Origin of the sequence: Pseudarthrobacter defluvii (assembly GCF_030816725.1) — a bacterium.
Taxonomy (GTDB): domain Bacteria; phylum Actinomycetota; class Actinomycetes; order Actinomycetales; family Micrococcaceae; genus Arthrobacter; species Arthrobacter defluvii_A.
This window is the reverse complement of sequence record NZ_JAUSYG010000001.1, coordinates 627,834-652,973: the sequence shown is the minus strand read 5'-3', so window position 1 is coordinate 652,973 and position 25,140 is coordinate 627,834. Positions and strand designations below refer to the sequence as shown.

26 protein-coding genes are annotated in these 25,140 nt (G+C 67.1%); 13 read left to right on the top strand and 13 right to left on the bottom strand.

Features of this window, described 5'->3' with window-relative positions; all coding sequences use genetic code 11:
- The first annotated feature begins 21 nt into the window (after positions 1-21).
- Positions 22-228 (top strand): DUF2945 domain-containing protein, encoded by a 207-nt coding sequence (locus tag QF031_RS02945; RefSeq protein ID WP_307423868.1) that lies wholly within the window; start codon positions 22-24, stop codon positions 226-228.
- A gap of 4 nt (positions 229-232) precedes the next feature.
- A complete protein-coding gene (locus tag QF031_RS02940) occupies positions 233-1,429 on the top strand; it encodes an NAD(P)/FAD-dependent oxidoreductase (RefSeq protein ID WP_307423866.1) in 1,197 nt (398 codons plus the stop codon).
- 3 nt (positions 1,430-1,432) lie between these two features.
- Here the strand turns inward: QF031_RS02940 and QF031_RS02935 are convergent, their stop codons facing one another.
- Together QF031_RS02935 and QF031_RS02930 are read right to left on the bottom strand one after the other, a co-directional pair.
- Positions 1,433-1,993 carry a GNAT family N-acetyltransferase gene (locus tag QF031_RS02935; RefSeq protein ID WP_307423864.1) on the bottom strand — a complete coding sequence of 187 codons (561 nt, stop codon included), beginning with the start codon at positions 1,991-1,993 and terminating at the stop codon, positions 1,433-1,435.
- Between the two features lie 5 nt (positions 1,994-1,998).
- A complete protein-coding gene (locus QF031_RS02930) occupies positions 1,999-3,159 on the bottom strand; it encodes an acetate kinase (RefSeq protein ID WP_307423862.1) in 1,161 nt (386 codons plus the stop codon).
- Between the two features lie 383 nt (positions 3,160-3,542).
- Here QF031_RS02930 and QF031_RS02925 point away from each other — a divergent pair, with 383 nt between their 5' ends.
- Complete coding sequence (locus QF031_RS02925) at positions 3,543-3,833, top strand: hypothetical protein (protein ID WP_307423859.1); 291 nt, start codon at positions 3,543-3,545, stop codon at positions 3,831-3,833.
- Between the two features lie 70 nt (positions 3,834-3,903).
- Here QF031_RS02925 and pta read toward each other — a convergent pair whose 3' ends face one another.
- Complete coding sequence (pta, locus tag QF031_RS02920; RefSeq protein ID WP_307423857.1) at positions 3,904-6,027, bottom strand: phosphate acetyltransferase; 2,124 nt, start codon at positions 6,025-6,027, stop codon at positions 3,904-3,906.
- A 274-nt stretch (positions 6,028-6,301) separates the two neighbouring features.
- On the opposite strand from pta, the gene QF031_RS02915 reads away from it, so the two are divergent.
- The 5 genes from QF031_RS02915 (at position 6,302) to QF031_RS02895 (ending at position 10,620) form a co-directional block, all read left to right on the top strand.
- A complete protein-coding gene (locus QF031_RS02915; RefSeq protein ID WP_307423854.1) occupies positions 6,302-6,772 on the top strand; it encodes a hotdog fold thioesterase in 471 nt (156 codons plus the stop codon).
- 7 nt (positions 6,773-6,779) lie between these two features.
- Positions 6,780-8,156: a phenylacetate--CoA ligase PaaK gene (paaK, locus tag QF031_RS02910; RefSeq protein ID WP_307423851.1), complete on the top strand. Its 1,377-nt coding sequence runs from the start codon at positions 6,780-6,782 to the stop codon at positions 8,154-8,156.
- A gap of 62 nt (positions 8,157-8,218) precedes the next feature.
- Positions 8,219-8,890: a TetR/AcrR family transcriptional regulator gene (locus QF031_RS02905; protein WP_307423848.1), complete on the top strand. Its 672-nt coding sequence runs from the start codon at positions 8,219-8,221 to the stop codon at positions 8,888-8,890.
- A gap of 100 nt (positions 8,891-8,990) precedes the next feature.
- Positions 8,991-10,148, top strand: a complete 1,158-nt coding sequence (locus tag QF031_RS02900) for a S1C family serine protease (protein WP_307423845.1) — start codon at positions 8,991-8,993, stop codon at positions 10,146-10,148.
- Positions 10,149-10,161: 13 nt separating this feature from the next.
- Complete coding sequence (locus QF031_RS02895; RefSeq protein WP_307423842.1) at positions 10,162-10,620, top strand: hypothetical protein; 459 nt, start codon at positions 10,162-10,164, stop codon at positions 10,618-10,620.
- On the opposite strand, the gene QF031_RS02890 is transcribed toward QF031_RS02895, so the two are convergent.
- Positions 10,550-10,945: a VOC family protein gene (locus QF031_RS02890; RefSeq protein ID WP_307423840.1), complete on the bottom strand. Its 396-nt coding sequence runs from the start codon at positions 10,943-10,945 to the stop codon at positions 10,550-10,552. The genes QF031_RS02895 and QF031_RS02890 overlap by 71 nt on opposite strands.
- A 156-nt stretch (positions 10,946-11,101) precedes the next feature.
- Positions 11,102-13,213, bottom strand: a complete 2,112-nt coding sequence (gene paaZ, locus QF031_RS02885; protein ID WP_307423837.1) for a phenylacetic acid degradation bifunctional protein PaaZ — start codon at positions 13,211-13,213, stop codon at positions 11,102-11,104.
- A gap of 144 nt (positions 13,214-13,357) precedes the next feature.
- On the opposite strand from paaZ, the gene QF031_RS02880 reads away from it, so the two are divergent.
- Both QF031_RS02880 and QF031_RS02875 read left to right on the top strand, forming a co-directional pair.
- On the top strand, positions 13,358-13,801 hold the full coding sequence (locus tag QF031_RS02880) for a PaaI family thioesterase (protein ID WP_307423834.1): 444 nt from the start codon (positions 13,358-13,360) through the stop codon (positions 13,799-13,801).
- A gap of 103 nt (positions 13,802-13,904) precedes the next feature.
- Positions 13,905-14,615, top strand: a complete 711-nt coding sequence (locus QF031_RS02875) for a DUF4397 domain-containing protein (RefSeq protein WP_307423832.1) — start codon at positions 13,905-13,907, stop codon at positions 14,613-14,615.
- Positions 14,616-14,674: 59 nt separating this feature from the next.
- Here QF031_RS02875 and QF031_RS02870 read toward each other — a convergent pair whose 3' ends face one another.
- Together QF031_RS02870 and QF031_RS02865 are read right to left on the bottom strand one after the other, a co-directional pair.
- Positions 14,675-16,927 (bottom strand): S1 family peptidase, encoded by a 2,253-nt coding sequence (locus QF031_RS02870; RefSeq protein ID WP_307423828.1) that lies wholly within the window; start codon positions 16,925-16,927, stop codon positions 14,675-14,677.
- A 58-nt stretch (positions 16,928-16,985) separates the two neighbouring features.
- Positions 16,986-17,717, bottom strand: coding sequence for a tyrosine-protein phosphatase (locus QF031_RS02865; RefSeq protein WP_307423825.1), 732 nt, complete (start codon positions 17,715-17,717; stop codon positions 16,986-16,988).
- Between the two features lie 281 nt (positions 17,718-17,998).
- Here QF031_RS02865 and QF031_RS02860 point away from each other — a divergent pair, with 281 nt between their 5' ends.
- The gene (locus tag QF031_RS02860; RefSeq protein WP_307423824.1) at positions 17,999-18,793 is read left to right on the top strand and encodes an SGNH/GDSL hydrolase family protein; all 795 of its coding nucleotides are present in this window, start codon (positions 17,999-18,001) and stop codon (positions 18,791-18,793) included.
- Here the strand turns inward: QF031_RS02860 and QF031_RS02855 are convergent.
- On the bottom strand, positions 18,765-19,421 hold the full coding sequence (locus tag QF031_RS02855) for a GNAT family N-acetyltransferase (RefSeq protein WP_307423822.1): 657 nt from the start codon (positions 19,419-19,421) through the stop codon (positions 18,765-18,767). The two genes, QF031_RS02860 and QF031_RS02855, sit on opposite strands and share 29 nt — an antisense overlap.
- A 73-nt stretch (positions 19,422-19,494) precedes the next feature.
- Between QF031_RS02855 and QF031_RS02850 the strand changes: the two genes are divergently transcribed.
- Positions 19,495-19,728, top strand: coding sequence for a DUF6480 family protein (locus QF031_RS02850; protein ID WP_307423816.1), 234 nt, complete (start codon positions 19,495-19,497; stop codon positions 19,726-19,728).
- Between the two features lie 21 nt (positions 19,729-19,749).
- Here the strand turns inward: QF031_RS02850 and QF031_RS02845 are convergent, their stop codons facing one another.
- From QF031_RS02845 to QF031_RS02830, 4 genes are all read right to left on the bottom strand, one after another.
- Positions 19,750-20,622 (bottom strand): 3-hydroxyacyl-CoA dehydrogenase family protein, encoded by an 873-nt coding sequence (locus QF031_RS02845; protein ID WP_307423814.1) that lies wholly within the window; start codon positions 20,620-20,622, stop codon positions 19,750-19,752.
- 3 nt (positions 20,623-20,625) lie between these two features.
- Positions 20,626-21,423, bottom strand: coding sequence for an enoyl-CoA hydratase/isomerase family protein (locus QF031_RS02840; RefSeq protein WP_307423811.1), 798 nt, complete (start codon positions 21,421-21,423; stop codon positions 20,626-20,628).
- Entirely contained in the window at positions 21,423-22,649 is a 1,227-nt protein-coding gene (locus QF031_RS02835; protein ID WP_307423808.1) for a thiolase family protein, read from the bottom strand. Before QF031_RS02835 ends, QF031_RS02840 begins: the two co-directional genes overlap by 1 nt.
- A gap of 118 nt (positions 22,650-22,767) precedes the next feature.
- A complete protein-coding gene (locus QF031_RS02830; protein WP_307423806.1) occupies positions 22,768-23,442 on the bottom strand; it encodes a pentapeptide repeat-containing protein in 675 nt (224 codons plus the stop codon).
- Between the two features lie 128 nt (positions 23,443-23,570).
- Between QF031_RS02830 and QF031_RS02825 the strand changes: the two genes are divergently transcribed.
- Positions 23,571-23,747 (top strand): CsbD family protein, encoded by a 177-nt coding sequence (locus QF031_RS02825; protein ID WP_307423803.1) that lies wholly within the window; start codon positions 23,571-23,573, stop codon positions 23,745-23,747.
- A 210-nt stretch (positions 23,748-23,957) separates the two neighbouring features.
- Here QF031_RS02825 and QF031_RS02820 read toward each other — a convergent pair whose 3' ends face one another.
- Positions 23,958-25,043: a DNA polymerase IV gene (locus QF031_RS02820; protein WP_442439596.1), complete on the bottom strand. Its 1,086-nt coding sequence runs from the start codon at positions 25,041-25,043 to the stop codon at positions 23,958-23,960.
- Between the last annotated feature and the right edge of the window lie 97 nt (positions 25,044-25,140).

Genomic DNA, 25,140 nt, shown 5'->3' with positions numbered 1-25,140 from the left:
CTGGATACCAGAGGAGCAGGCATGTCGTTGAGCAAGGGAACGCGCGTGGAGTGGAACACTTCACAGGGCAAGACGCACGGCAGGATCGTGGAGAAGAAAACCAGCGACTTTGAACTCGACGGCAACACGCACCGGGCCAGTGAGGACGAACCGCAGTACGTGGTGGAATCGGACAAAACCGGCGCCCGTGCAGCACACAAGGCGTCCGCGCTGAGCGAGAAGAAGTAACGCAGTGGCTGCCCAGCATGAGGTGGTGATCATCGGCGGCGGCAATGCCGGAATCTCCCTGGCGGCCCGGCTGCAGCGCTACGGTGTCAAGGACGTGGCGCTGATCGAGCCTCGGGACCACCACCTCTTCCAGCCCCTGTTCTCGCATATTGCCGGCGGCCGGGCGCAGGCCCAGGAGGCTGTGCGGAGCCAGGAGTCTGTCATCCCCCAAGGTGTCACCTGGATCCGGGATGCCGCCGCGGGGGTGGACGCCAACGCCAACACCGTGGCCCTCGAGTCGGGGAATTCGGTGGCTTACGGGCAGCTGGTGGTGTGCCCGGGACTGCAGTACGACTGGGACGCAGTGCCCGGCCTGGCCGATGCCGTGCACTCGCCGTACGGCGCCTCCCATTACGAATTCGACCTGGCCCCCAAGGCCTGGGCATTGCTCAGCGCCATGCGCTCCGGGACCTCGATCTTCACCATGCCGGCCGGGCCGGTCAAGTGCGGGGGCGCCGCGCAGAAACCCATGTACCTCGCGTGCGACTACTGGCGTGAACAGGGGGTGCTGGACAAGATCCGGGTGGTGATGGTCCAGCCCTACCCCACCGTGTTCGGGGTGCCCGAGGTGGACCGGGAACTGGACCGCAAGATTGCGGAGTACGGAATCGAGCTGCGGACCGACAGCGAGCTGGTGGCCGTCAGCCCTGCCGGCCGCAGGGCCACCATCCGGGACAACGCCGCCAATACCACTGAGGACCTGACGTACGACGTCCTTAACGCCGTTCCACCGCAGTCGGCCCCGGATTGGCTCAAGGCCACCGACCTGCCGGCGGCGGGGGATGCGGGCGGCTTCGTGGAGGTGGACCGGCAGACGCTTCGGCACCTCCGGTACCCCAATGTATGGTCGCTGGGCGACGCCGCCGGCACCACCAACTCCAAGTCGGGCGGGTCCCTCCGGAAGCAGGTAAAGGTGGTGGCAAAGAATCTGGTGGCGGCCCGGAAGGGAAGGCCGCTGCGGGCCAAGTATGACGGCTACTCCGTGTGTCCGTTCACGGTGTCGCGGGACACGGTGGTGTTCGCCGAATTCGATGACCGGTACCGGCCCATGCCCACCATCCCCCGGCTGCCGACATGGAACGAAAGCAGGCTGTCCTGGGTGCTGGACCGGGACGTGTTTCCGAAGATCTACTGGAACCTGATCCTGAAGGGGCGCGCGTAACGGCTAACCGCCGGAACCGATGCGCCATTCATCGGCCAGGATGGCATAAATGACCTCGGTGGCCCACTGGCCTTTGTAGTGCCATTTGTCGATGTGCCGTGCCTCCAGACGCATGCCCAGCCGGCCGCACAGCGATGCCGAAGCGGAGTTGAGCTCGTCCAGCCGGGCCTCGATCCGGTGCATCCCCAGCTCCTCGAAGCCCAGCCGCAGCACGGCATTGGCCGCCTCCGTGCCGTAACCCCTGCCGCGGGCCGCCGGCGCCAGGGTCCAGCCCACTTCAGCCTGTCCCCGGCCCGGCAGCCATTTAAGCACCACCTCGCCCAGCAGGCCCGGCTCACCGGCTGCCTCGATGGCGAGGGCCACCCAGTCCCCTTCCTTCTCGAAGACAAAGTTGGCGTACCGGCCCACCCGTTCCATCGACTGCGTGTAGGTCTTGGCCGGGCCCGGAAGGTACCGGGCGGTCTCGGGCAGCGAGTGGTAGGCGTGGAACGCGTCCAGGTCGCCGCCGTCGAACCGCCGCAGGACCAGCCGGTCGGTGCGGATGGGAAGGGAAATCGCCGGCATGCGTCTTAGCTTGCGGCGGATACGACGGCGGCGGTCGCCTCGGCGATGGCACGCTCCTCGTCCGTGGGGACCACCAGGACCGGGATTGCGGAGGACGGCGTGGAAATCACGCGCGGTTCCTTTGACCGCTTAGCGTTCAGGCCGCCGTCGAGCTCGATGCCCAGCGCTCCCAGTTGGTCCACCACCTGCGCGCGGAAGTGCTGTGAGTTTTCGCCGATCCCGGCGGTGAACACCACTGCCTTCGCCCCGCCCACCGCCACATGGTAGCCGCCGATGTATTTGGCCAGCCGGTAGGACGCCACCGCCAAGGCCATAGCGGCGCGCTCGTCGCCGGCCTCGGACGCTTCCACCACCGAGCGCATGTCGTTGTGGCCGGCGAGTCCCTTCAGCCCCGACTCACGGTTAAGCATGGTGTCGAGGTCCTCCGGCGACCAGCCGGCGCGGCCCAGGAACACCAGGATGGAAGGGTCCAGGTCGCCGGAGCGGGTGCCCATCACCAGCCCCTCGAGCGGGGTGAACCCCATGGAGGTGTCCACGGAGCGTCCGCCGCGGATGGCCGTCACGGAGGCGCCGTTGCCCAGGTGGGCGATGACGCCGTCGAACTCCTCCACAGGGAGGTCCAGCAGCGCTGCCGACCGGCGCGCAACGTACTCGTTGGAGGTGCCGTGGAAGCCGTAGCGGCGGATGCCGTGGTTGGTGTAGAGCTCGTCCGGGACCGCGTAGCGCCAGGCGTGCTCGGGCAGGGTGCGGTGGAAGGCGGTGTCGAAGACTGCCACCTGCGGCATCTTGGGCCACTTCCTGGTGATGGCGCGGATGCCCAGCACGTTGGCCGGGTTGTGCAGCGGGGCCAGCGGGTTGAGGCGCTCGATGGCACGGGTGATCTCGTTGTCCACCAGCACGGGCTCGGCAAACCGCTCGCCGCCGTGGACCACCCGGTGCCCCACCGCGCCCAGTTCCAGGTCGCCCAGTTCCTGGTGGATGGCCGCGTCCACCTGCTCCAGCGCCTCGGCGTGGTCCCGCGGGCCCACGATCTCGCCATCCCCGCCACCACCGTTGCCCACGCCGATCTTCTCAATCAGCCCCTCGGTGAGCACGGTCCCGGCGGCCACGTCCCGGACCTGGTACTTCAGCGACGACGAACCGGAATTGATGACGAGCACGAGCATGCGGGGCCTCCTCAGCCTGGCGTCTGCAGTTCAACCCCCACTATAGGTGGCGCGGCTAACGGCCGGTCAGCAGCAGCGTGTTGCCTTCCGGGTCCGCGCTTGCCAACAAATCATCAGCATGCTTACTATGGGTCCAGTCGATCGGAAACGGCTGCGAACGGAAAATCGAGAAGGGTGCGCTCAGCGAACGGGGCGCACCTTTTTCGTGCCTTCATGTGGGGCAAGTTCCCGACGCCGTCGACCCGACACGCGAGTTGGCACTTCACGGCAATAGCAGCGCGCCGGACTGCCGTGAACTGCCATCTCGCGGGTTCCTTGCGGACAGGCGAAGCCTGTGCATAGAGTCGGCAGACAAGGCTGGACCACGCCGAGAGGACAATTCCATGACGAACGAGCCCAATTCGATCGACGAGAACGACCCCACCAACACGGGATCCAGCAGCACCGCCCCACTCGATGCGCAGCCGGACTCCGGCAGCAAGGATGACCCCACCGGGGTGGAGGGTGCCAACCCGGCCCTGGACGATACCGGCCACTTGAAGGCCGGTGAGACGGGCGAAGCGCCGGAGGCTCCCGAGGACCGGGAAGGCCTGGACCTGACGCCGCAGGGCCTCTCTGACGAGCCAGCCAAACAGGAAGACCCGGAGAGCCTGGCCAAGCCGGACAACAGCTGACGGATCCACCCGCAAAAGGACGACGCCGGCACCCACCAGGGTGCCGGCGTCGTGCTTTGTTGGTGGTCTCCTAGGAGGCCGGCACCTCTGCCGGGGGCTGGAAGCCCGGGGCCTGCGCTGGATTCTGGGCCTGCGCCTGGATGGCCGTAATGGCCACCGTGTTCACGATGTCCTCCACCGTGCAGCCGCGGGAGAGATCGTTGACGGGCTTCCGCAGCCCCTGCAGGACGGGGCCGACGGCCACCGCGCCTGAGCTCTGCTGCACCGCCTTGTACGTATTGTTGCCGGTATTCAGGTCCGGGAAGATGAACACGGTAGCCTGCCCGGCCACGGTGGAGCCGGGCATCTTGGAGGCGGCAATGGAGGCGTCCACGGCGGCGTCGTACTGGATGGGCCCCTCGACTGCGAGGTCCGGCCGGCGCTGGCGGACCAGTTCGGTGGCCTGCCGCACCTCGTCCACCGCCTCCCCCGCCCCGGAGCCGCCGGTGGAGTAGGACAGCATGGCCACCCGCGGCTCCACCCCGAACTGCGCCGCGGTCTCGGCCGAGGCCAGCGCGATATCGGCCAGCTGCTCCACGTTCGGATCCGGGTTCACCGCGCAGTCGCCGTAGACCAAAACCCGGTCCGGCATGAGCATCAGGAACACCGAGGAGACGATCTTCACGCCCTCGCGGGTTTTCACGAACTCCAGGGCCGGCCGGATGGTGTGCGCGGTGGTGTGCGCGGCGCCGGAGACCATGCCGTCCACCACGCCCCGCTGGACCATCATGGTGCCGAAGTAGCTCACGTCCTGCATGATCTCCAAGGCCTTGGGCAGATCCACACCCTTGTGCGCCCGGAGTTCGGCGTACTTCTCGGCGAACTCCGGCCGCAGCTCTGACGTGGCGGGATCGATCACGTTGATGCCGGACAGATCGATGCCGTTGGCCGCCGCCACTTCGCGCACATCGGATTCCGGTCCGAGCACTGTCAGGTCGCAGACGTCCCGTCGATGTAGGATTTCGGCCGCGCGCAGGATCCGGACGTCCGTGCCTTCCGGCAGGACCACGTGCCGGCGCTGGGCCCGGGCCCGCTCGATGAGGTCGTGGAGGAAACGCAGCGGCGTCATCCTCTCTGCCCGTGGCAGGTGCAGGCGTTCCATGAGCTCAGCCTCGTCCACGCGCCGGGACCACAACCCCAGGGCGGAGGCCACCTTGCGCCGGTGCCCGGACCAGATCTCGCTGCGCACCTCGGACACCCGGCGGGCTGTCTGGTACGTGTCCTCGTCCGCCGCGAACACCGGGAACGGCGCCTGCGCCAGGAGCGGATAGATGTTGGCATCCGGGGCCAGGCCGCCGGTGAGGATAAGCGCCGATGCCACCGGAAATTCGGGCGAGAAGGAGGATGCCAGGCAGGCGACCATCACGTCCGCGCGGTCACCCGGCACGATCACCAGGGACCCCTCGTCCAGCACATTCAGGAAGTTGCCCACGTTCATGGCGGCGACTTTGATGTCCTTGACGTCGCGCTCCATGTCAGGGGTTCCGGCGATTTGCCGCACGCCCAGGGCCTGGGCCACCTCGCCGGTGGTGGGCCGGGCGATCTCCTCCAGCTCAGGCAGGATGTACACGGGCCGGCCGGAAGCGCCGGGCTTCAGGGCCGCCGCGATGGCGTTCAGATCCCCCGCATCCGCCCGGTTGACCATGATGGCCAGCAGCGCGCACTTCTCGGCGGCAAGTTCCTTTCGCGCAACTTCCACGGCGGCGGCGGTCTCGGAAACCGTCCGCCCCTTGGCGCCGACCACGGCCACCACGGGCGTGGCCAGGTTGTTGGCCAGCCGGGCGTTGAGGTCGAATTCGACGGCGGCGTCCTGGCCCACCAGGTCGGTCCCCTCCACGATCACAACGTCGCAATGGCGGGCGATGTCCGCGAAGATCTCGACACACCGGGCGTCGATTTCCGCCCGGTTCCCTTCAGCCAGCAGCGTGCGGACCTCGTCATAGGTCAGGCCGCCGCGGCACCGCTCGTCGTCCAGCGCGAACCGCGACTTCATCAGCGCCACCATGGGGTCGATGGCTGCCGAGGGGCCGTGGACCACCGGCTTGAAGAAGCCGATCCTGTCTGCGTGCCGGTGCAGGGTGTCCGCCACCCCCAGGGCGACCAGGGACTTGCCCGAGCCTGGGGTTGTTGCGCTGACGTAGATGCCTTTGGCCATGGTCCGCCCTTTGCTGTCCTTGCTGGTGCCGGTACCCCCATCCTTGCACTCCTGCCCCCGCGAGTTCGCACTTCGCGGCAATGTTCACCGGGCAGGACTGCCGCGATCTGCCATCTCGCGGGACGATGCCGCGGAAGGTGCGTCCCGGCGTCGTGCCTTATCCCGTCTCCCCTTACCCCGCATCCCGCCCCTTATCCCGGTCCCCCTTGACACCGGACCCCCTCATGGGATTACCTAATGAACATTCGGTAAATAAAGCTGGAGGCAATGACGCATGGCTGAGACCACCCTTTCCGGGGCCACCCACCCCATCCTGGAAAACGACTACGCCTCCGAATGGATGGGCATCGAGGTCCTCGCCCTCAGCGACGGCCATGCCACCGTCCGGATGACCCTCCGGCAGGAAATGCTCAACGGCTTCGGCATGGCCCACGGCGGAATGATCTTCGCCTTCGGTGACACCGCCTTCGCCCTCGCGTGCAACCCCATCCACCCTGCACCTGGCGAGGAGGGCACCATCACGGTGGCGTCCGGCGTCGACATCAATTTCCTCAAGCCGGCGTTCCGTGGCCAGGTGCTCACCGCCGTCGCGGACCGCCGCTCCAGCGCCGGCCGCAGCGGCCTGTACGACATCCAGATCTTCGCCGCCGACGCCGGTGCGCCGGCCTCCGAAACCCAGCCCAACACCCCGGGCGAGCTCATCGCCGAGTTCCGCGGACGCAGCCGCACCATCCCCAAGAAGTAGGAAAACCATGACCCTGCATGCCCCCGAAACCCCCGCCGCTGCCGTGTCCGCCCCGGTGGAAACGGCCGCCACCGACGCCGCCCTGGACCGCGAGGAGACCATCTCCCGCGACGAACTCGAGGCCCTGCAGCTCCAGCGGCTGCAGCACACCGTGGCTTACGCGTATGACCGCGTGCCGTTGTACAAGCGCAAGTTCGATGAGGCCGGCATCCACCCCAGCGACCTGCGCGAACTCGAGGACCTGGGCAACTTCCCCTTCACCACCAAGGACGATTTGCGCGAGGAGTATCCCTTCGGGATGTTCGCCGTGCCGCAGAACGAGGTAGCCCGGATCCACGCCAGCTCCGGCACCACCGGCCGCCCCACCGTGGTGGGCTACACCAAGCAGGACCTGGCCGACTGGGCCAAGCTCGTTGCCCGCAGCTTCCGCGCCTCCGGCATCCGCCCCGGCATGAAGGTCCACAACGCCTACGGTTACGGCCTGTTCACCGGAGGCTTGGGCGCGCACGCCGGCGCCGAGGCCCTGGGCTGCACGGTCATTCCCATGTCCGGCGGCCAGACCGAACGCCAGATCCAGCTGATTCAGGACTTCAAGCCGGACGCCATCCTGGCCACGCCCACCTACCTGCTCACCATCGCGGACGCCATGGCACACATGGGGATCGACCCCGCCTCCACCTCGCTGAAGTTCGCCGTGCTGGGCGCCGAGCCGTGGACCCAGGAGATGCGGCACGAGCTCGAAGTGATGATGAACATCAAGGCCTGTGACATCTACGGCCTGTCGGAGGTCATGGGCCCGGGAGTCGCCGGCGAGGCAGTGGAGACCCAGGACGGCAGCCACATCTGGGAGGACCACTTCCGGCCTGAAATCATCGACCCCTTCAACCCGGCCCCGGGCAAGGAAAACGTCCTGCGCGACGGCGAACACGGCGAACTCGTCTTCACCTCGCTCACCAAGGAAGCGCTGCCCATCATCCGCTACCGCACCAAAGACCTCACCCGTCTCCTCCCCGGCAGCGCCCGCCCCGCACACCGGCGAATGGGCCGCATCACCGGCCGCAGCGACGACATGATCATCCTGCGCGGCGTGAACCTCTTCCCGTCCCAGATCGAGGAAATCGCCCTCCGAATCCCCGAGCTCAGCCCGCACTTCCAGCTCGAACTCACCCGCCCCGAGGGCCAGCGGATGGACCAGCTGACCGTGCGCATCGAGCGCCGCGACACCGTCACCATCGAGCAGAGCACGACGGCGGCACGCACCTTGAAGGAGCAGATCAAGATCCACGTGGGTTCTTCGTGCACCGTGAACGTGGTGGAGCCGGGCTCGCTTGAGCGCTCCAACGGCAAGCTGCGCCGCATCTACGACATGCGGCCGAAGGCCTAGACGGTTTCGGTGGTGCTGCGCCGTCCCCGGACTGACCGACCGTTCGTGAGAAACTAGCGATTATGCCCAGCGCCAGCAGAACTGCCAGCACCACCGAAACCTCCAGCACCAACGGAACCGCCGCTCATGGCACCGCCATTAGTGGCACGGCCAAGCGGGGCCGCCCCGGCTACGACCAGCAGTCGGTGCTCCGCATCGCCGTCGACGTCTTCAACCGGCACGGCTACGACGCCACCTCCATGGGCATCCTCGCCGAGAACCTGGGCATCTCCAAATCCGCCATTTACCACCACGTGCCGTCAAAAGGCGACCTCCTCAAGCTCGCACTTGACCACGCCCTCGGCGGCCTCGAAGCCATCCTCGAGCAGCCCGAAGCCACCTCCGGGGCGGCGGATGCCCGGCTGGAGTTTGTGCTGCGGCAAACGGTGGCGGTCCTGGTGGACCGCCTGCCCTTCGTCACCCTGCTGCTGCGCCTGCGGGGCAACACCGAGATCGAGCGGGATGCGCTGGAACGCCGCCGCGCCTTCGACCACCGGGTGGCCGGCCTGATTTCGGCCGCCCGCGACGAGGGTTCCCTCCGCGCGGACATCGACCCCCGCACCGTGTCGCGGCTGCTGTTCGGCATGATCAACTCCATCGTCGAGTGGTACAAGCCGGGCGGGGCGCTCTCACCGAAACGGCTGGCGGACGACGTCATCACCATGGCCTTCGACGGCCTCCACGCGGACGCATAGGCAGCAGGCGGACCTCCCGGCACCAAGTAATAAGGGTGCTTGGTATTTTCCCCGCTCCCCGGCTACGGTGGTAGAAAGCCACCATCCGCAGGAGGTCCTGATGAGCCAGGCCAGCGCTCCGAAGCGTTCACGACGCCACCCCTCCGTGCTCGGCACGGTGTTCGGCGCCGGGGCCCTGACGGCCGCCCTGGCACTCGGTGGCTGCACCGGCACGCCGGGTCCTCCCAACCCCAGCAGCACGTCCTCAACCCAGGTGTCGCCGTCGTCCGCCACTGCCACGCCGGCGCCCTCGGGTTCTGCCGGTTCCGGCACCCAAGCCACCGGCGGGGCCTCCGGCTCCGGAACCCTCGGCGGCAACCTGCCGCAGCTCGTGGAGAACCTGTCGCCGTCCGTGGTCACCATCTTCACGCAGAGCGGCCTGGGCAGCGGCGTGGTGTACTCGTCCGACGGGCTGATCCTCACCAACGAGCATGTGATCCGCGGCGCCACCACCGTTGAAGTGGGGTTCGCCGACGGCCAGCGGGTTGAAGGGACGGTCAAGGCCAGCGACGCCGTGACCGACCTTGCCCTGGTACAGGCCAAGCGCACCGGCCTGCCCAAGCCCACGTACCAAACCAACCTGCCCAAGGTTGGCGAAGGCGCGCTGGTCCTGGGCTCCCCCCTTGGCTTCGAAAACACGGCCACCGCCGGGATCATCTCCGGGCTGCACCGCTCCATCCCCGGCTCAGCATCCAACAGCCTCTCCCTCGTGGACCTCATCCAGACGGACGCGCCCATCAGCCCGGGCAACTCCGGCGGCGCCGTCATTAACATGCGCGGTGAGGTGATCGGAATCAGCGAGGCCTACATCCCGCCGTCGGCCGGCGCGGTCTCCCTCGGCTTCGCCATACCCGCCGCCACCGCCGTCGACGTCGCCGAGGAGCTGCTGGCCAACGGCACGGCAAAGCACGCGTACCTTGGCCTGACCCCGGGCGAGCTGACGGCGCAGATTGCCGACCAGCTGGGCATCCAGGCAGGAGCCGGAGTAGTGGTGCTCGCCGCCGACTCGGACGGCCCTGCCGGGAAGGCGGGCATCCGCCCGGGAGACGTCCTGCAGTCCATGGAGGGGGTGGAGCTCACCACGCCGGAAAAGCTCCTGGCGGAACTTCGCAAACGCAACCCCGGCGACACCGTGGGCTTCAAGGTCAAGCGTGGCGACCAGGCCTTGGACATCAAGGCGGACCTCACCGACCGCCCAGCCACCACAACCACCCGATAGGAAGGAAGAAAACATGAGCCACCCCAAGGAAGAACCCGACGCAGGCTTCATCATCCCGGACCCGTCAAAGGTCCGCGAGGACATTCCCGGCGACGCCGGCGACGAAGCCAACGTGATCCGCTTCAGCGAGGAGCAGGCACTGATCGAGGAACAGTCGCACGGCATCCGCCCGGACACCTACAGCGTCCCCTCCGGCGGCCCCACGATGGATGAGGCCCGCGGCAACATGGACCTCTCCGACCGCAGCGAAAGCGGCCGGGGCACCGGGCCCGAGGACGACAGCAGCGACGACGGCCTGCACGGCGGCGCGCCGAAAGCTGACGCCGCCGCACACAGACAGGCAGCAGGGGTGCCCCGATCCGACCGGGGCACCCCTGCTGCTGTTTTTATGCCTGCAGGCGCTAAACCTGGTACTCCAGCTTGTCGCCCAGGTTTTCGTGGATGCACAGGATGTTGTGCTCCGTGTCCATGAACCACGCGCACTTTTCCGACGCCGTGGTGCAGATGTGGTTTTCCGTCTTCAGCGTGGGCAGGTCGTAGTCCTGGAACATCACGCCCCTGGCCTCCATGTCGCGGACAGTTTTTTCGATGTCCGTGACCTCGAAGCTCAGCGCCGTGTGTTCGGAGTGTTTGCCGTCGGAGACGGGCATCAGCTGCAGCAAGGGGCCCCCATCCGTGCCCAGCAGTTCGCTTCCGTCGTCGCCCTTGCCGTGGTGCGGGAGCCCCAGCTTCTCCGTATAGAAGCTCCGGGCACGGGCCGCATCGTCCACCGGCAGGATGGTTGTGGCTGTGTTCATTCTCAAGGTCATTGGGCCACCTCCTACGGGCAGAATCTTACGCCCGGGAGGCCAAAAAAGAACCGGCCCAATCCCCCGTTGCTCTATCACTTTTGGTCGCTAAAACAGGCTCTTAGGCACCAAAAGTGATAGAGCAACCAGAGATTTTGCGTGGGGCTACTTTTCGACGAGGGTAAGGACGTCGTAGGTGGCCACGATCTCATCGTTCTGGTTGGTGAGGACGGCGTCCCAGGCCACCTCGCCGTACTCGTCGGTTTCGCGCGGGGTGATCTTCTTGGCCGTGAGGGTCACCCGGATGGAATCGCCTGCAGCCACAGGGGTGATGAAGCGCAGGTTCTCCAGGCCGTAGTTTGCCAGCACGGGACCCGGCGCGGGTTCCACGAACAGGCCGGCGCCCCAGCTGAGCAGCAGGTAGCCGTGCGCCACGATGCCGGGGAAGAACGGGTTGGCTTCGGCCGCTTCCTGGTTGGTGTGGGCGTAGAACGTGTCCCCGGTGGAGTGGGCGAACGCGGTGATGTCCTCCAGGGCGACCTGCCGCAGGTCGGAGCGGACGGCGTCGCCGATGCGGAGGGTGGACAGGTGCTTCCGGAACGGGTGGGTTCCCTCGGTCTCCACCGTGAAGTTGCGGTCGGCCCCGGCGTGCCAGACGCCGGTCACGGCGGTGAGCATGTTCGGGGAGCCCTGGATGGCGGTCCGCTGCATGTGGTGCAGCACGGACCGGATGCCGCCCAGTTCCTCGCCGCCGCCGGCGCGTCCCGGTCCGCCGTGGACCAGGTGCGGCACCGGGGAGCCATGGCCGGTGGAGGTGCGGGCGTCTTCACGGTTCAGCATCAGGACCCGGCCGTGGTGGGCGGCGATGCCGGTGACCAGCTCGCGCGCCACCTCTGGATCGTTGGTGCAAACCGAGGCCACCAGGGATCCGCCGCCGCGGGCGGCCAGGCGGACAGCGTCCGCGAGGTCCTTGTAGCCAATCACCGAGGAGACCGGCCCGAATGCCTCCAGCGAGTGGATGGCTTCCGCTTCCGGGTTGTCCCAGTTCAGGACCACCGGGGCCATGAACGCGCCCCCGTCCACCACCCCGGCGGTGCCGTCGGCGGAGGTGACCGACGGCGATTCGAGCGTTCCGTACGCAAGCTCACCGCCGGCGTCGAGCATGGACTGCACGGCGGCGCGGACGTCCTCAAGCTGCTCCACCGAGGCCAGGGCGCCCATGGTGACGCCCTCGCCGCGGGGGTCGCCGAGGACAACCCGCTCCGTGATCCGCTTCCCGATGGCAGCGGACACGGCCGGCACCAGTTCCTGCGGCACGATGGCGCGGCGGATGGCGGTGCACTTCTGCCCGGCCTTCACCGTCATCTCGGTGACCACGGACTTGACGAAGGCATCGAACTCAGGGGTGCCCTCCACGGCGTCGGGGCCCAGGATGGCGGCGTTCAGGGAGTCGGTCTCGGAGGTGAACCGGACACCGCCCTCCACCACGTTCGGGTGGGACTTCAGTGACTTGGCGGTGGAGGCGGAACCTGTGAAGGCCACCAGGTCCCGGTAGTCCAGCACGTCCAGCAGGCCGCGGACCGAGCCGGAGACCAGCTGCAGCGAGCCCTTGGGCAGGATGTTGGACTCCACGATGGCCTTGACCACGGCTGCAGCTACGTAGCCGGTGGGGGTGGCGGGCTTGACGATGGTGGGGACACCGGCGATGAATGCGGGGGCGAATTTCTCCAGCATCCCCCAGACGGGGAAGTTGAAGGCGTTGATCTGCACGGCGACGCCGGGAATGCGGGTGTAGATGTGCTCGCCGGCGAAGGAGCCGTCCTTGGACAGGACTTCCATGGGACCATCCACCACAACCTGGGAGTTCGGCAACTCGCGCCGGCCCTTGGAGCCGAAGGTGAACAGGACGCCGATGCCGCCGTCGATGTCCACCATGGAGTCGATCTTGGTGGCGCCGGTCTGGAAGGAGAAATTGTAGAAATGTTCGCGGCGGGCGTTCAGGTACTGGGCCAGTTCCTTGAGCTTGAGGGCCCGCTGGTGGAAGGTCAGCTTGCCCAGTTCGGCCTGGCCGGTGGTGCGTCCGTACTCCACCACGCCTGCGAGGTCCAGGCCTTCGGTGCTGACCTTGGCCAGGATCTCCCCTGTGCTCGCGTCCCGGACGGGGACTGCGGAAGCCGACGAGCCGGCGTCGGGCGTCCACCAGGCGTCCATGACGAAGCTGGGCACTGTCTCCACGGTGTCGACCGTGGCCTGGGGAGCTGTGGCTGTGGTGGTCATCGTTGACGGTCCTTCCAACAAGGGGGCAGGCAAACAGGGCGGCCCATTACTGACCGTCCGTTCGGTAATATATTCACCATACATGAAGTGCCGTGCCGCAGACTAGAAGGCCAGGACCGAATTGGCCGCCTCGAAGGAGAACTTATGAACGCCCCGTCCCCCACGGATGCCGCCGGGAACCCGCCCTCAGGGCACGAGCTCTGGAAGATCACCCTCGGTGAGCTGGACGAGAAGATGGGCGTGAAGATCCTGGAGGAATCCGTGGAGCGCGTAGTGGCCACCATGCCGGTTGAGGGGAACAGGCAGTCGTTCGGTTTGCTGCACGGCGGCGCCTCCCTGGCCGTGGGCGAAGCCGTGGGGTCCTGGGCGGCCGTCATCCACGCGAGCACCATGGGCAAGACGGCCGTGGGCGTGGACGTTTCCGCCACGCACCACCGTTCCGCCCGCGAGGGGCAGGTGACCATCACCGCCACCCCCATCCACCTGGGCGGGACGCTCACCACGCACGAGGTACTGATCACCAACGAAGCCGGCCAGCGGCTATGCACCCTGCGGATCACCAACCTGCTGATGAAGCGAAAAATTTGACCCGAAAAGTTCCCGGCGCTGCATCCAAAGACGGCACTCCGCAGGTATTAACCGCGTAAGTACAAACAGCCCGGCCACCCGGGCATTCTGCAAGGAGTTTGACATGCGCAAAATGACCTACGCCGCCGGAGCCCTCTCACTCGCCGCTTCGCTGGCCTTCGCCGCTCCCGCCCAGGCCGGCGGATGGCACCACCACGATGACGACCCCGCCCTGCTGTCGGTACTGCATGGCGTTCCGGGCCTTACCGTGGATGTGTGGGTGAACGGCAACCTCACCCTTGACGATTTCACCCCTGGCACCCTCGCCGGGCCCCTGGAACTGCCTGCGGGCGACTACGAAATCGCCATCACGGCTGCTGACGCCACCAGCGCCGACAACCCGGTGATCGGTCCGGTGGACGTGGAACTGGATGAGGGCCGCAACTACACCGCCGTGGCGCACCTCGATGCCGACGGCGCCCCCACCGCTTCACTGTTCACCAACGACACCAAGGCTCCCCGCAACGACGGGAAAGGCAAGCTCACGGTCAGGCACGTGGCCGCAGCTCCCGCCGTCGACATCCTGGCTGGCGGAGCGCCCGTGATTGAGGGACTCAGCAACCCGGACGAGGCGAAACTGAAGCTGAAGGCCGGCACCATTTCGGCCACTGTTGCCGCGGCTGGAACCACCGATCCCGTCATCGGCCCGGCCGACATCACGGTGGAAGGCGGGAAGAACACCATTGTGTACGCGTGGGGAAGCCTGGCCGACGGGACGCTGGACGTTGCGGTCCAGGTGGTTGACGGCAAGGACAAGCGGGGCGACCGGCATTGACGTAATTCGCCGCAGTTAACCGTCGAGGGGCGGGGCCGTACGGTCCCGCCCCTCGACGGCTAATTGATCGAGCGCCCTTTCCGGCGGCGGACCAGCACCATCAGCAGGAGCCCGACGGCGAGCGCGGCGGCAGCGGCGATCGCTGGGGCGACCAGCCCGGCTGACCCTGTGTAGGCCAGGTCTCCCGCGTCACCGGGGTTGTTCCGGTTTCCGCCCGTGTTGGCCAGGTCCGCAGGCGGCACAGTCGGCGTCGGGGTACTTGCCGGCGGAATCACGACGGCGGGGGCTTCCGCCGGCGGTGCAGGCGCCGGGCTCGTTGGGGCGGGCTCCGTTGGGGCCGGGCTGGTGGGCGTAGTTGGGGCCGGGCTGGTGGGCGGCGCGGTGGGAACCGGGTCAGTGGGCGCCGGTGGGGCGGGCGGTTCCGCTGCTGCCGAAGCGAACTCAAAGCTGTTGGCCCCCGAGGTGCTGAACCCGTTCACAGTCCGGGCCGTAAATCGGAGCGTGTCCGTGCCCTGCGGAGCCGTGAAGCTCCAGTTTCCGGCAGGATCCACGGCTACCTCGAACGGGTCTTTTCCTTGGATGGTGATCCGGACCTTGCTTCCCTCGGCCACGGCGGACGCCGGAGCGGCCGGAACGCTGCCGGTGATGGTCTGGCCCGGCTGGTATGTTCCGCCGGCTGCCGGTGTAGTGACGGCCGGCTTGTTAAGGAAGAGTTCCAGCTGGTAACCCGGCAGCACGGCCAGGCTGTCCCGCAGGGTGGCGCCCACGGCAAAGTTCTGGATGACGTTCCCGTTCTCGTCCGGGGTGTCCCCCGCTGCGTGCGTGCCCACGGCGTAATTCCCGCTGATGTAGGGGCCGCCGGAGTCACCGCCGCTGGACTGCACGCCGTAAGACAGGAAGCCGTTGTAGGCGCGCAGGTCTGTGGGGCCTGTGGCGAAAGCCGGGCCGGGCACAATGAAGATCCCCACGGCATCAACCGTTCCGCAGGACCAGGCCGAGGTCCTGCCCGACCGGCAGACCGGCATTCCCGCCACCGGGTCTGCGGTCCCAATGATTTTCACGTCAGGCCCCGGCACGGACGGATCCCCCCACGTGCTGGCAGCGGGAAGCGGATCGATGTCCTGCCGCAGCGACTGGATGACCGATATGTCCGTCCCCACGTTTCCGGGGTTGCTGGGGTCCAGCGGGTTCTCAACCACCCGTGAGTTGCCGGGGCCGCCGAACTGGCTGAAGCCGAACTTGCCCAGCAGTCCGGCCGGCGTGCCCTGGAATTCCAAAGTGGCCGTTTTCGCTTCCCCATCGGACGCGCAGTGGCCGGCGGTCAGCACCGCGGGAAGACCTGTTGGGTCGAACGCGGAAAAGCCGGTTGAGCAGATGAAGCCGATGTCCGTCTGGTAGCCAACGCCGCCGGGAACGTCCGCCTCGGGCTTGAGCGGCGTGCCGCCGTCGAGCTCCACGTTGGCGTAGCGGGACACGAACTGTGCAGGGGTTACCTTTCCGCTTGCCGCGCTTGCAGTGCCGGCACCGGCCCTGGAGGAAGAGGACAGCGACTCCGGCGTGTTGATGCCGCCGGTCCTGATGACGAACTTTCCACCCGCGGACATTACTGCCTGCAGACCCTGGGGGCCGACGTCGCGCACATACTCCTGGAACAGCCGATCGGTGCTGACTGCCAACTGGGACCGGTTGCCCTCCGCGGAAGCTGGGGTGGTGGCCTGGGGTGGTGGTGCCACAGACGGAGCAGTGGACGACGGCGGCGCAGCTGCGGGTGCCTCGGCGGCAGGCCCGGCAGCGGGAGCTTCGAGGGACAGCCCCTTGACGCTCACGGCGAGGCCGGCAACAGCAGCCTCCAGGTCAGGACCGGAGCCGGTCACCACTATCGCGGCGCCCTCGATCCGGATCCCCACGTAACCCGGAAGCTGGCGCAGCTGCACGGCCGCGGCCGCCGCCTGGGCGCCAAGCTCCCCTGCCGCCTGGAACTGCTGAGGCGTCAGCTTGAGGTCCCGCTGAACCGCGTCGGCGAGCGCGGCCTCAGAGAGACCAGTGAGGGCGCCCGTGCCGGAGGAAGCTCCGGTGGATGGAGACGGGCTGGCGGATGCCGCGGGAGCCGGCGCAGCAGAGCTGCTGCCGGTCCCCGATGCCGGGCTGGGCGAAGCTTCACCGGCGCCGAAAGCGGGAAGGGCTCCGTAGGCAGAGGACGTCAGCAAGCCTGCGGCTGCACCGAGTGCGAGCACACGGTGCAGGGGGCCGGGGTTTTGCCCCCGCCGCTTCTCAGGGGAGGTCCTTTTCCTTGGTGCTGTTGTTCCGCTCACTGTCCGTCTCTCCGCCACTCGAGGTGACGGAGGCCCCAATTCCCTCACGTCACATGCGTCACACTGGTCCCAGTCTATGCGCACCCGTTCCGGAGAGGGCCAGGACAGCATCCAGTTCCGCGTCCCGCAACCCATGCGCCAGAAGGTAGCCGCGCGTGTCCAGGCCGCGGACGAACGCGACCACCGCGAGCCCGCGCTGCTCCAGCAAGGGCGCGAGCTCCGCCTCGTCCAGGTATCGTTCACGGCTGTGCGGCGGGCCATGGGTACGGTACCGCTCGTTGATTCCCCGGGCAGCCCGGCGGTACCCCTCGGCAATTGCTTCATCGGAGTCGCCTGCAAGGTCCTGGACCATCGCGGCTACCAGTCCGCTGCGGTCGCGGCCCGCGGCGCAGTGCAGCAGGACGTCCCCCTTTGGTGCAGCTCCGGCAATAGCTCTGAAGACGCCTACCAGTTTCTCCGGGAAGAGCCTGGCGTTCTCGGCGTAGTGGGCGGGATCGTTCAGGTAAGGGCCGGTCACTGCAGTGAAGCGCGGGTGACCCGGTTCTTCGGTGGGCGCCTGCACCACGTCGATGCCGGCCCAGGCAGCGGCAGGCACCACCGGGTCCCTGTCCCGGCGCCGTCCCTCACCGGCGTTACGAAGATCCACCACGGTGCGGACGCCGTCGTCGAACGCCTGCTTCCAGCCTGCTTCCGTCAGCCATTCGCGCCGACCCATGCGATAGATGCCGCCGGAAACGTGCCACGCGTTGACAGCACCGTCCCAGTCCATGGCCATGCCGCGTTTGGTCATGCGGCTAGCTAACCACAGACCCTGAACAGCTTGTCACCTACCCGAAAACCGTCGCCGAAAGTAGGGCTGCCTGACCCAAGGCGCATCGACAGTCCGCCGTATAGCGTTGCCCCGGCTGCCCTCGCTCAGAGGGGCAGCACAATATTTCAGGGGACGAAAGATGAAAATTTCAGCACGACGGCGGTACTCGGCCCTTGCGGCCGGCTTCGCGAGCCTGGCAATAACGTTGGGCATGGCCACGGGTCCCAGCAGAAGCGGCGCCAGCACCGAACATTGATTTTGTGGCACTCGGCGACTCATACACTGCGGGAACAGGCGCGGGGGCAGAGGAGCGCCCTGCCGGTTTGAGCTGCTGGGAGAGCCACCCGGGCTATGTGGATCTCGTTGCAAAGACCGGGCGCGTTGACCTCGTGGGCAATGCCGCCTGCCACGGCGCTGTCCTGTCAACGGCCAGCCCCACCTACGACTCTGTGATCCATACCCCGACAGTCCGGGAGCAACTCCTGGGTCTTGTGGGCGAAGGCAAGCTCGGCCCTGATACTGAACTCGTCTCCATCACGGCGGGAGCAAACGACCTGGGCTTCTCCGGGGTTTTGGGTGTGTGCGCCCTTTACGGCGAGACGGCATGCCAGGCCGCAGTCGCACAAGCCACGTCGCCTGCAGCACTGGCTTCCCTGACCGCGGGCCTGGTGCAGACCTACTCCGCAATTCATCAGGCCGCGCCAAACGCGAGGATCGTGGTGCTGGGTTACCCGATGCTCTTTGATCCTTCGAGCAGCTTCGCTCCCATTCCTGTGGCGAACCAGGTACTGATCAACGGGGCCACGCTGGCGGTCAATGCCACCATTTCCGGTGCGGTAGCCACAGCCAACGGCCTGTACGGGACCAACGCCCGCTACGTCGATGTCGTCTCGCGGTTCGCCGGGCACGCGGCAAACTCACTTGATCCGTGGCTGCAACTGGATCCAAACAACTTCGCCGCAGACTACAACTTCCACCCCAACGCGGCCGGGCACCGGGCCTACGCGTCAGCAGTGATGGGATCCATCAGTTCCGCGCAACCGTCCGTCCGCTAGTTCTCTGCTCCTGACCGCGGTCCCGTCCGCGCCGGTCCAGGCGGTACTCAAGCCCGGCGCGGACGGCCGGCCACTCGTGTTCCAGGATGGAGAACACCACCGTGTCCCGCAGGTGTCCGTCGCTGGTCCTCGAGTGGCTCCGGAGCACACCGTCCTGCTTGGCGCCAAGCCGGGCAATCGCCTCCCGCGACTGGTGGTTGAGCCAGTGCGTACGGAACTCGACGGCCGGGCAGCCGATGCTTTCGAAGGCGTGGCGCAGCAGCAGGAGCTTGGAGTCCGGGTTGGTGCCGGTCCCCTGCACCGACGCCGCGTTCCAGGTGGAGCCGATCTCCACACGCGGAGTGGCGGCGTCGATGTTCATGTAGGTGGTCATCCCGATGATGCGGCCCGGCGCGCCGTTGCCGCCCAGCAGCCTGGTGGTGAACGGCAGCATGGACCCCTGCTCCTGCAATGCGAGCCGGCGCCGGATCTCCGCCGCCATCTCTCCCGGCGCGGGCACCGACGTGTACCAGAGCTTCCACAATTGGCCGTCCCCCGCGGCTTCCACCAAACCGTCGTGGTGCTCCCGGGCCAGCGGCTCAAGGATTACGGTGCGGCCTGTGAGGGTAAGGGGCTTAAGGAAAGTCACTGCCCCAGCCTAGGCCCATCCACAGGGCGGGTTACGCTGGGGAAAGGACCACGACGTCGAGCGAGGGAGTCACATGTCAGGCCAGAATCCGGATCCGGAAGAGGACAAGCTGACCGGCTTGGAGCCCGGGGGCGGGGTTCCGCCGGGGGAAACACCGCCGGGGGAAGCTTCGACCAGCATGACGCAGGGCCATGAGGAGCATGGCACCAGGAAGGGCACGCAGTTCCTGTGGATCGGCATCATCGCCGTGGTGGTCCTGCTGTGCCTCCTGTACTTCATCGGCTACATCGTGGGCTTCTTCGACTAGCCGCTGTACCGGCCGGCCGGCCTAGCTGGGCCAGTCAAAAAAGCCCTTGCCGGTTTTGCGTCCCAGCTCGCCGCGGGCCACCTTGTCCTTGAGGATCTGCGGGGGCGCAAACCGGTCGCCGAGGGCGGACTGCAGGTATTCGGCAATGCCCAGGCGGACGTCAAGGCCCACGATATCGGTGGTCTTGAGCGGCCCGGTGGGATGTTTGTAGCCCAGCACCATGGCGTTGTCGATGTCCTCGGCCGAGGCGACGCCCTCCTCCACCATCCGCATGGCCTCCAGCGCGATGGCCACGCCCAGGCGTGAGGACGCGAAGCCAGGGGCATCGTTGACGACGACGGCGGTCTTGCCGAGTGCCTCCACCCACGTTTTGGCCGCGGCAGCAAGTTCGGGAGACGTCCGCTCCCCCAGCACCACCTCGATGAGTGTGGATGCGGGAACGGGGTTGAAGAAGTGCAGGCCCAGGAAGTTTTCCGGCCGTTTCAGCTCACGGGCCAGGCCGTTGACTGACAGCGAGGAGGTGTTGGACGCGATGAACCCGTCCTCCGCCAGCCGCTCTTCGATGCCCCGCAGCGCCGTCACCTTGAGGTCCCAGTCTTCGGGGACCGCTTCCACCACCAGCTGGCGGCCCGCGAAGGCGTCGTAGTCGGTGCTTACCGTCAACCGGACCGCCAGTTCCTCGAAGTTGGCATCCACGGCCCCACGCTCAATGCTCTTCAGCGCCGCCGATTCCACGCGTTCCCGCGCAGCCTCGGCGGAGACGTCGTCGCGCTCCACCACCAGGACGTCGGCGCCCTTGATCAGGAAGGCGTGGGCAATTCCTGCCCCCATGCGGCCGCCGCCCAGGACTCCGACGAGGGTGGGCAGGTTGGGGTTCACTGATGAATCACTCATGGTCTACTTTCCGTCGGCAGGATTGTTGGCCTTCTTGGCGGCGTTGCGGTCCAGGAACGCCTGCATGCGGTCGAACTTGGCCTGGGACTCAAAGAGGATCCCCTGGGCCAGCTGGTCAATGAGCGGATGGGATTCCGCGGGCGCATGGAACACGGACTTGGTGATGCGGACGGCCAGCGGGTCCTGGCGGCCGATCCTGTTGGCCAGGCTGTGGGCGGCGTCCAAAAGGTCGGCGGGATCGTGGATTTCGGTGATGAGGTTGATGGCTTTCGCCTCACCTGCACCCAGGACCTGCCCGGCCAGCAGGATCTGCTTGGCCAGCGGTTCACCCACGAGCTCCTTCAGCCGCCAGCTGGCACCGGCCGCGGCCAGGATACCCAGGCCCGTTTCGGGGTTGCCGATCCGCACGTTGGGGGTGCCGATGCGAAAGTCCGCTGCGTAGGCGAGTTCCGCGCCGCCACCCAGGCAGTAGCCGTCCAGCGCGGCGATGACCGGCATGGGCAGTTTGGCGATCCGGACAAAGATGGTGGAGTTGATCCCCTGCAGGGCATCATCCCGGCGGCGTTCGCGCAGCTGGGCGATGTCGGCTCCGGAGGCGAAGACTCCCTGCGTGCCGGCGATGATCAGCACCTTGGGGTTCTGTTCCAGCGCCGCGCAGACGGTGTGGAGTTCGTCCACCATCTGCTGGTCGATCGCGTTTTTCACCTCCGGCCGGTTGAGCAGCACCACCACCCGGTCCTCCCGCTCCTCCACCAGGAGGGCTGAGAATTTCTCCTCGGCCAGGTTCACCGGGGCGGCCATTAGACCTTCTCCAGCAGCATCGCCGTACCCTGGCCGACGCCCACGCACATGGTGGCGAGGCCGATCTTCGCGTCTTCACGTTCCATCCGGCCCAGCAGGGTGATGGCAATGCGTGAGCCGCTGGAACCAAGGGGGTGCCCCAGGGCGATGGCGCCGCCGTCGCGGTTCACGATCTCCGGTTCCAGGCCCAGGCGGCGGATGCAGGCCAGGGACTGGGTGGCAAAGGCTTCGTTAAGCTCGACGGCGGACAGGTCACCGACGCTGAGGCCGCTCCGCTTCAGTACTTTCTGGGTGGCAGGGACCGGGCCGATGCCCATGATCTCCGGTTCACAGCCGGCAGAGGCGCCGTCGATGATGCGGGCGCGGGGGGTCAGGCCCAGGCGCCCGATGGCCGCTTCCGAGGCGACGATGATGGCTGAGGCGCCGTCATTGAGGGACGACGAGTTGCCGGCGGTCACCACGGATCCGCCGTGTGCCACCGGCTTGAGTTTCGCGAGCACGTCCAAACTGGTGCCCGGGCGGGGGCCTTCGTCGGTATCCACCACGGTTTCGGATTTGCGGGTCTTCACCGTGACCGGCACGATCTCATCCTTGAAGCGGCCGGCTTCGATGGCGTCCAGGGCCAGCTGGTGGGAACGGACGGCGAAAGCGTCGGCGTCTTCCCGGGAGATGTTGTCCACCCGGGCCACTTCCTCCGCCGTTTCGGGCATGGAGTAGGTCATCTTCCCGTCCCGGGCCAGGCCACCGTGCTGGAAGTGGGGGTTGGTAAAGCGCCAGCCGATGGAAGTGTCGAAGATCTGGCCGGGCTTGGCGAACGCGGCGGTGGGTTTTTCCTGGACCCAGGGCGCGCGGCTCATGGATTCCACCCCACCGGCGATGACGATGTCCGCAGCGCCGGCCTTGATCATGTGGCTGGCCTGGATGATGGCGCTGAGGCCCGAGGCGCAGAGCCGATTGACGGTGATTCCGGGAATGTGGAGCGGCAGCCCTGCCAGCAGGGTGGCCATCCGGGCCACGTTGCGGTTCTCCTCGCCGGCGCCGTTCGCGTTGCCCAGGATCACTTCCTCGATGCTTTCCGGATCCAGGCCGGCGCCGTGCACCGCTTCGCGGAGCACCAGGGCCGCAAGATCGTCCGGCCGCACGGAGGACAAGGCTCCCCCGTACCGCCCCACGGGCGTTCGGACTCCGCCAACAAGGAAAGCCTGCGGACCTGCGGTTGCAGCCATGGAAACACCCTTCACGCGATAAACAGCTCTGTCATCGGCGGGCGGCGCAGCAGACCATGCCACTTACCGACCGTTCGTTCTGTAAATGGTACACGGCGGGCCCACGGCGCGCATCCGGTTACAGCACCTTCACCCCCAGGTGCGCCGCGATCAGCGGCGCCAGGAGGCTGAGCTGATGCTCGTCGATCACCAGGCCGGACAAGTTGCCGAGCCCGCTGATCTTCCGGAATTCGGTGCTCCGCACGTCAAAATCCTTCAGCTTGGCCCCGGTCAGGTCCAGCGATCCCACCGTGCAGTCCTCCAGCTTCACCCTGGTTGCGCTGGCAGCGCCGAGGTCCAGCTCATTGATGATGCAGCCACTGATCAGCACGTCACTGAGCTTGGCGCCGCGCAGGTTGAGGAAGTCCACCTTGCCGCCTTCGATCCGGACGGACTGCCAGCCCGTTTCGTACAGTTCGGCCGAACCCAGGCGCGGATTCCGGAACTCCACCTCGCGCCAAGCGCTGCGGGCACCCAGGAAGACCGGCGCGTAGGCCTCCGCCAGAATGCAGTCGCGGAACGATGCGCCGCGGAGCTGGGCCTCATGGAAAGACGAAGCGTCGAACCGGCACTCAGTGAATACGGCACCTCCCAGGTCGAGGCCGTCCACGGCAGCACGGCTGAACTGCACATTCTCATACCGGTCCCCGCGGCGGAACACGGGGTCCGGCAGGTCCTCAAGATCCTGCAGCTCCACCGCGGAGAGCCGGGGCGGCGCCACCTTGGCACCCGCTTTGCCATGTGTTTTATCCATGAGCCTGAGCCTAACCGCGGGGCACGACAGGGGGCAGCATCAGCGGCGGGGGACTTGAAATAGCAAGCAAGCTTTGCTTATCGTGAAAGGGCGCGGTTGATCGACTGAAACGAAAGGAGGCCGGAACCATGGGCCTCGGAGACAAGATCAGTAACGCGGCAGAGGACCTTGGCGGCAAGGCCAAGGAAGCTGCAGGCAACGCGACCGACAACGACCGCCTCAAGGCAGAAGGCCAGGCCGACCAGGTCAAGGCAGACGCCAAGAAGGTGGGCGAAAGCGTCAAGGACGAGTTCAAGCGCAACTAGTCCTTGCTGGTGCGGCCGCAGCGAACGGCGTGCTGGACCAGCCCAAAACGGCGGCGGATCCCCTGGATCTGCCGCCGTTTCGCTGTCCCCACCATCGACTGCTGAGTACCTGCCGTTCTGAAGCGCCAAAACGACAGGTACTCAGCAATGGGCGGGTTCACTGGCCGAGCGTGCGAGGTTAGGGAACCAGTGGGGAGCACTCGACGGCGCTCACCAGCCGCTGCGGGTGGGAGTATGGCCCTGCCGCGAATCCACCGGCATCGTCATTTCGGCCCGCAGGCCCAGCAGCCGGATGGGACGCCCCGGCTCGATCTTCGCCACGAGGTCAAGGGTCCGGGCCAGCACCTCTGCGGGATCCGGAGTCTCGGGAATCTTCCGAGCGTAGGTCTTGGTGGTGAACGGGGCGTACCGCACCTTCAGCGTGAGGCCAATCACCGGCCGTCCCTCTGCTGCTACATCCTCCAAAACCCGCGCCGCCAGCTCCCTCACGGCCTCGCCCACCTGTTCAGGGTCTGTCAGGTCGCGCTGGAAGGTGGTCTCGCGGCTGTGCCCGCGCGCCACCCAGGGCGTTTCATCCACCACCCGGGAGCCGTCGCCCCGTCCCAGCTGCGCGTACCAGGGGCCCATTCTTGGCCCGAACTCCGGGACCAGGTCATTGGGGTCCGCCGCTGCGAGTTCGGCAACAGTCTTGATCCCCAGGGTGGCCAGACGACGCGAGATTTTGCTTCCCACACCCCACAGCTCGACCGTTGGCCGGTCCCCCATCACCTCCAGCCAATTGCCTTCCGTGAGCCTGAAGACCCCGGCAGGCTTACCGAAGGACGTGGCAACCTTGGCGCGCAGCAATGTGTCACCAATTCCGATGCTGCAGTGCAGGCGGGTTTCCGCCAGGACGGCCTCCTGCAGTTGCCGGGCGAACGCTTCGGGATCAGCCGTTTCAACGCCGACGAACGCCTCGTCCCAGCCGAGCACCTGGACGGCCGTCTTCCGGGACGTAGGTCCGGGCTGCGAGTGCAGGACCGCCATGACCTTCTCGGATGCCTCAAGGTAGGCCTCGTGGTCCACAGGGAGGATGACTGCCTCCGGCACTTTCCGAGCGGCGATCCGGAGCGGCATGCCCGAGCCCACCCCGTAGGCCCTGGCCTCGTAGGATGCCGTGGAGACGACGGCACGCTCTGTGGGATCACCGCGGCCACCGACAATGACCGGCTTTCCCGCGAGCTCCGGGCGGCGGAGTACCTCAACGGCAGCGATGAACTGGTCCAGGTCCACATGGAGCACCCACGGTTGGTTCACAGGCCCAGTCTGCCCCCGCGCGGCGCGGGGCACCAGCCCGCCTCCCGCCGTCGAAATCGCTGGAGGCAAACCGCTGCGCCTGCCCGATGAGGGCGGC

Bases quoted from the DNA above. Each gene is read 5' to 3' on its own strand.
- QF031_RS02945 (WP_307423868.1), top strand. From the start codon at position 22: ATGTCGTTGAGCAAGGGAACGCGCGTGGAGTGGAACACTTCACAGGGC.
- QF031_RS02935 (WP_307423864.1), bottom strand. From the start codon at position 1,993: ATGCCGGCGATTTCCCTTCCCATCCGCACCGACCGGCTGGTCCTGCGG.
- QF031_RS02930 (WP_307423862.1), bottom strand. From the start codon at position 3,159: ATGCTCGTGCTCGTCATCAATTCCGGTTCGTCGTCGCTGAAGTACCAG.
- QF031_RS02925 (WP_307423859.1), top strand. From the start codon at position 3,543: ATGACGAACGAGCCCAATTCGATCGACGAGAACGACCCCACCAACACG.
- pta (WP_307423857.1), bottom strand. From the start codon at position 6,027: ATGGCCAAAGGCATCTACGTCAGCGCAACAACCCCAGGCTCGGGCAAG.
- QF031_RS02915 (WP_307423854.1), top strand. From the start codon at position 6,302: ATGGCTGAGACCACCCTTTCCGGGGCCACCCACCCCATCCTGGAAAAC.
- paaK (WP_307423851.1), top strand. From the start codon at position 6,780: ATGACCCTGCATGCCCCCGAAACCCCCGCCGCTGCCGTGTCCGCCCCG.
- QF031_RS02905 (WP_307423848.1), top strand. From the start codon at position 8,219: ATGCCCAGCGCCAGCAGAACTGCCAGCACCACCGAAACCTCCAGCACC.
- QF031_RS02900 (WP_307423845.1), top strand. From the start codon at position 8,991: ATGAGCCAGGCCAGCGCTCCGAAGCGTTCACGACGCCACCCCTCCGTG.
- QF031_RS02895 (WP_307423842.1), top strand. From the start codon at position 10,162: ATGAGCCACCCCAAGGAAGAACCCGACGCAGGCTTCATCATCCCGGAC.
- QF031_RS02890 (WP_307423840.1), bottom strand. From the start codon at position 10,945: ATGAACACAGCCACAACCATCCTGCCGGTGGACGATGCGGCCCGTGCC.
- paaZ (WP_307423837.1), bottom strand. From the start codon at position 13,213: ATGACCACCACAGCCACAGCTCCCCAGGCCACGGTCGACACCGTGGAG.
- QF031_RS02880 (WP_307423834.1), top strand. From the start codon at position 13,358: ATGAACGCCCCGTCCCCCACGGATGCCGCCGGGAACCCGCCCTCAGGG.
- QF031_RS02875 (WP_307423832.1), top strand. From the start codon at position 13,905: ATGCGCAAAATGACCTACGCCGCCGGAGCCCTCTCACTCGCCGCTTCG.
- QF031_RS02865 (WP_307423825.1), bottom strand. From the start codon at position 17,717: ATGACCAAACGCGGCATGGCCATGGACTGGGACGGTGCTGTCAACGCG.
- QF031_RS02850 (WP_307423816.1), top strand. From the start codon at position 19,495: ATGTCAGGCCAGAATCCGGATCCGGAAGAGGACAAGCTGACCGGCTTG.
- QF031_RS02845 (WP_307423814.1), bottom strand. From the start codon at position 20,622: ATGAGTGATTCATCAGTGAACCCCAACCTGCCCACCCTCGTCGGAGTC.
- QF031_RS02840 (WP_307423811.1), bottom strand. From the start codon at position 21,423: ATGGCCGCCCCGGTGAACCTGGCCGAGGAGAAATTCTCAGCCCTCCTG.
- QF031_RS02835 (WP_307423808.1), bottom strand. From the start codon at position 22,649: ATGGCTGCAACCGCAGGTCCGCAGGCTTTCCTTGTTGGCGGAGTCCGA.
- QF031_RS02830 (WP_307423806.1), bottom strand. From the start codon at position 23,442: ATGGATAAAACACATGGCAAAGCGGGTGCCAAGGTGGCGCCGCCCCGG.
- QF031_RS02825 (WP_307423803.1), top strand. From the start codon at position 23,571: ATGGGCCTCGGAGACAAGATCAGTAACGCGGCAGAGGACCTTGGCGGC.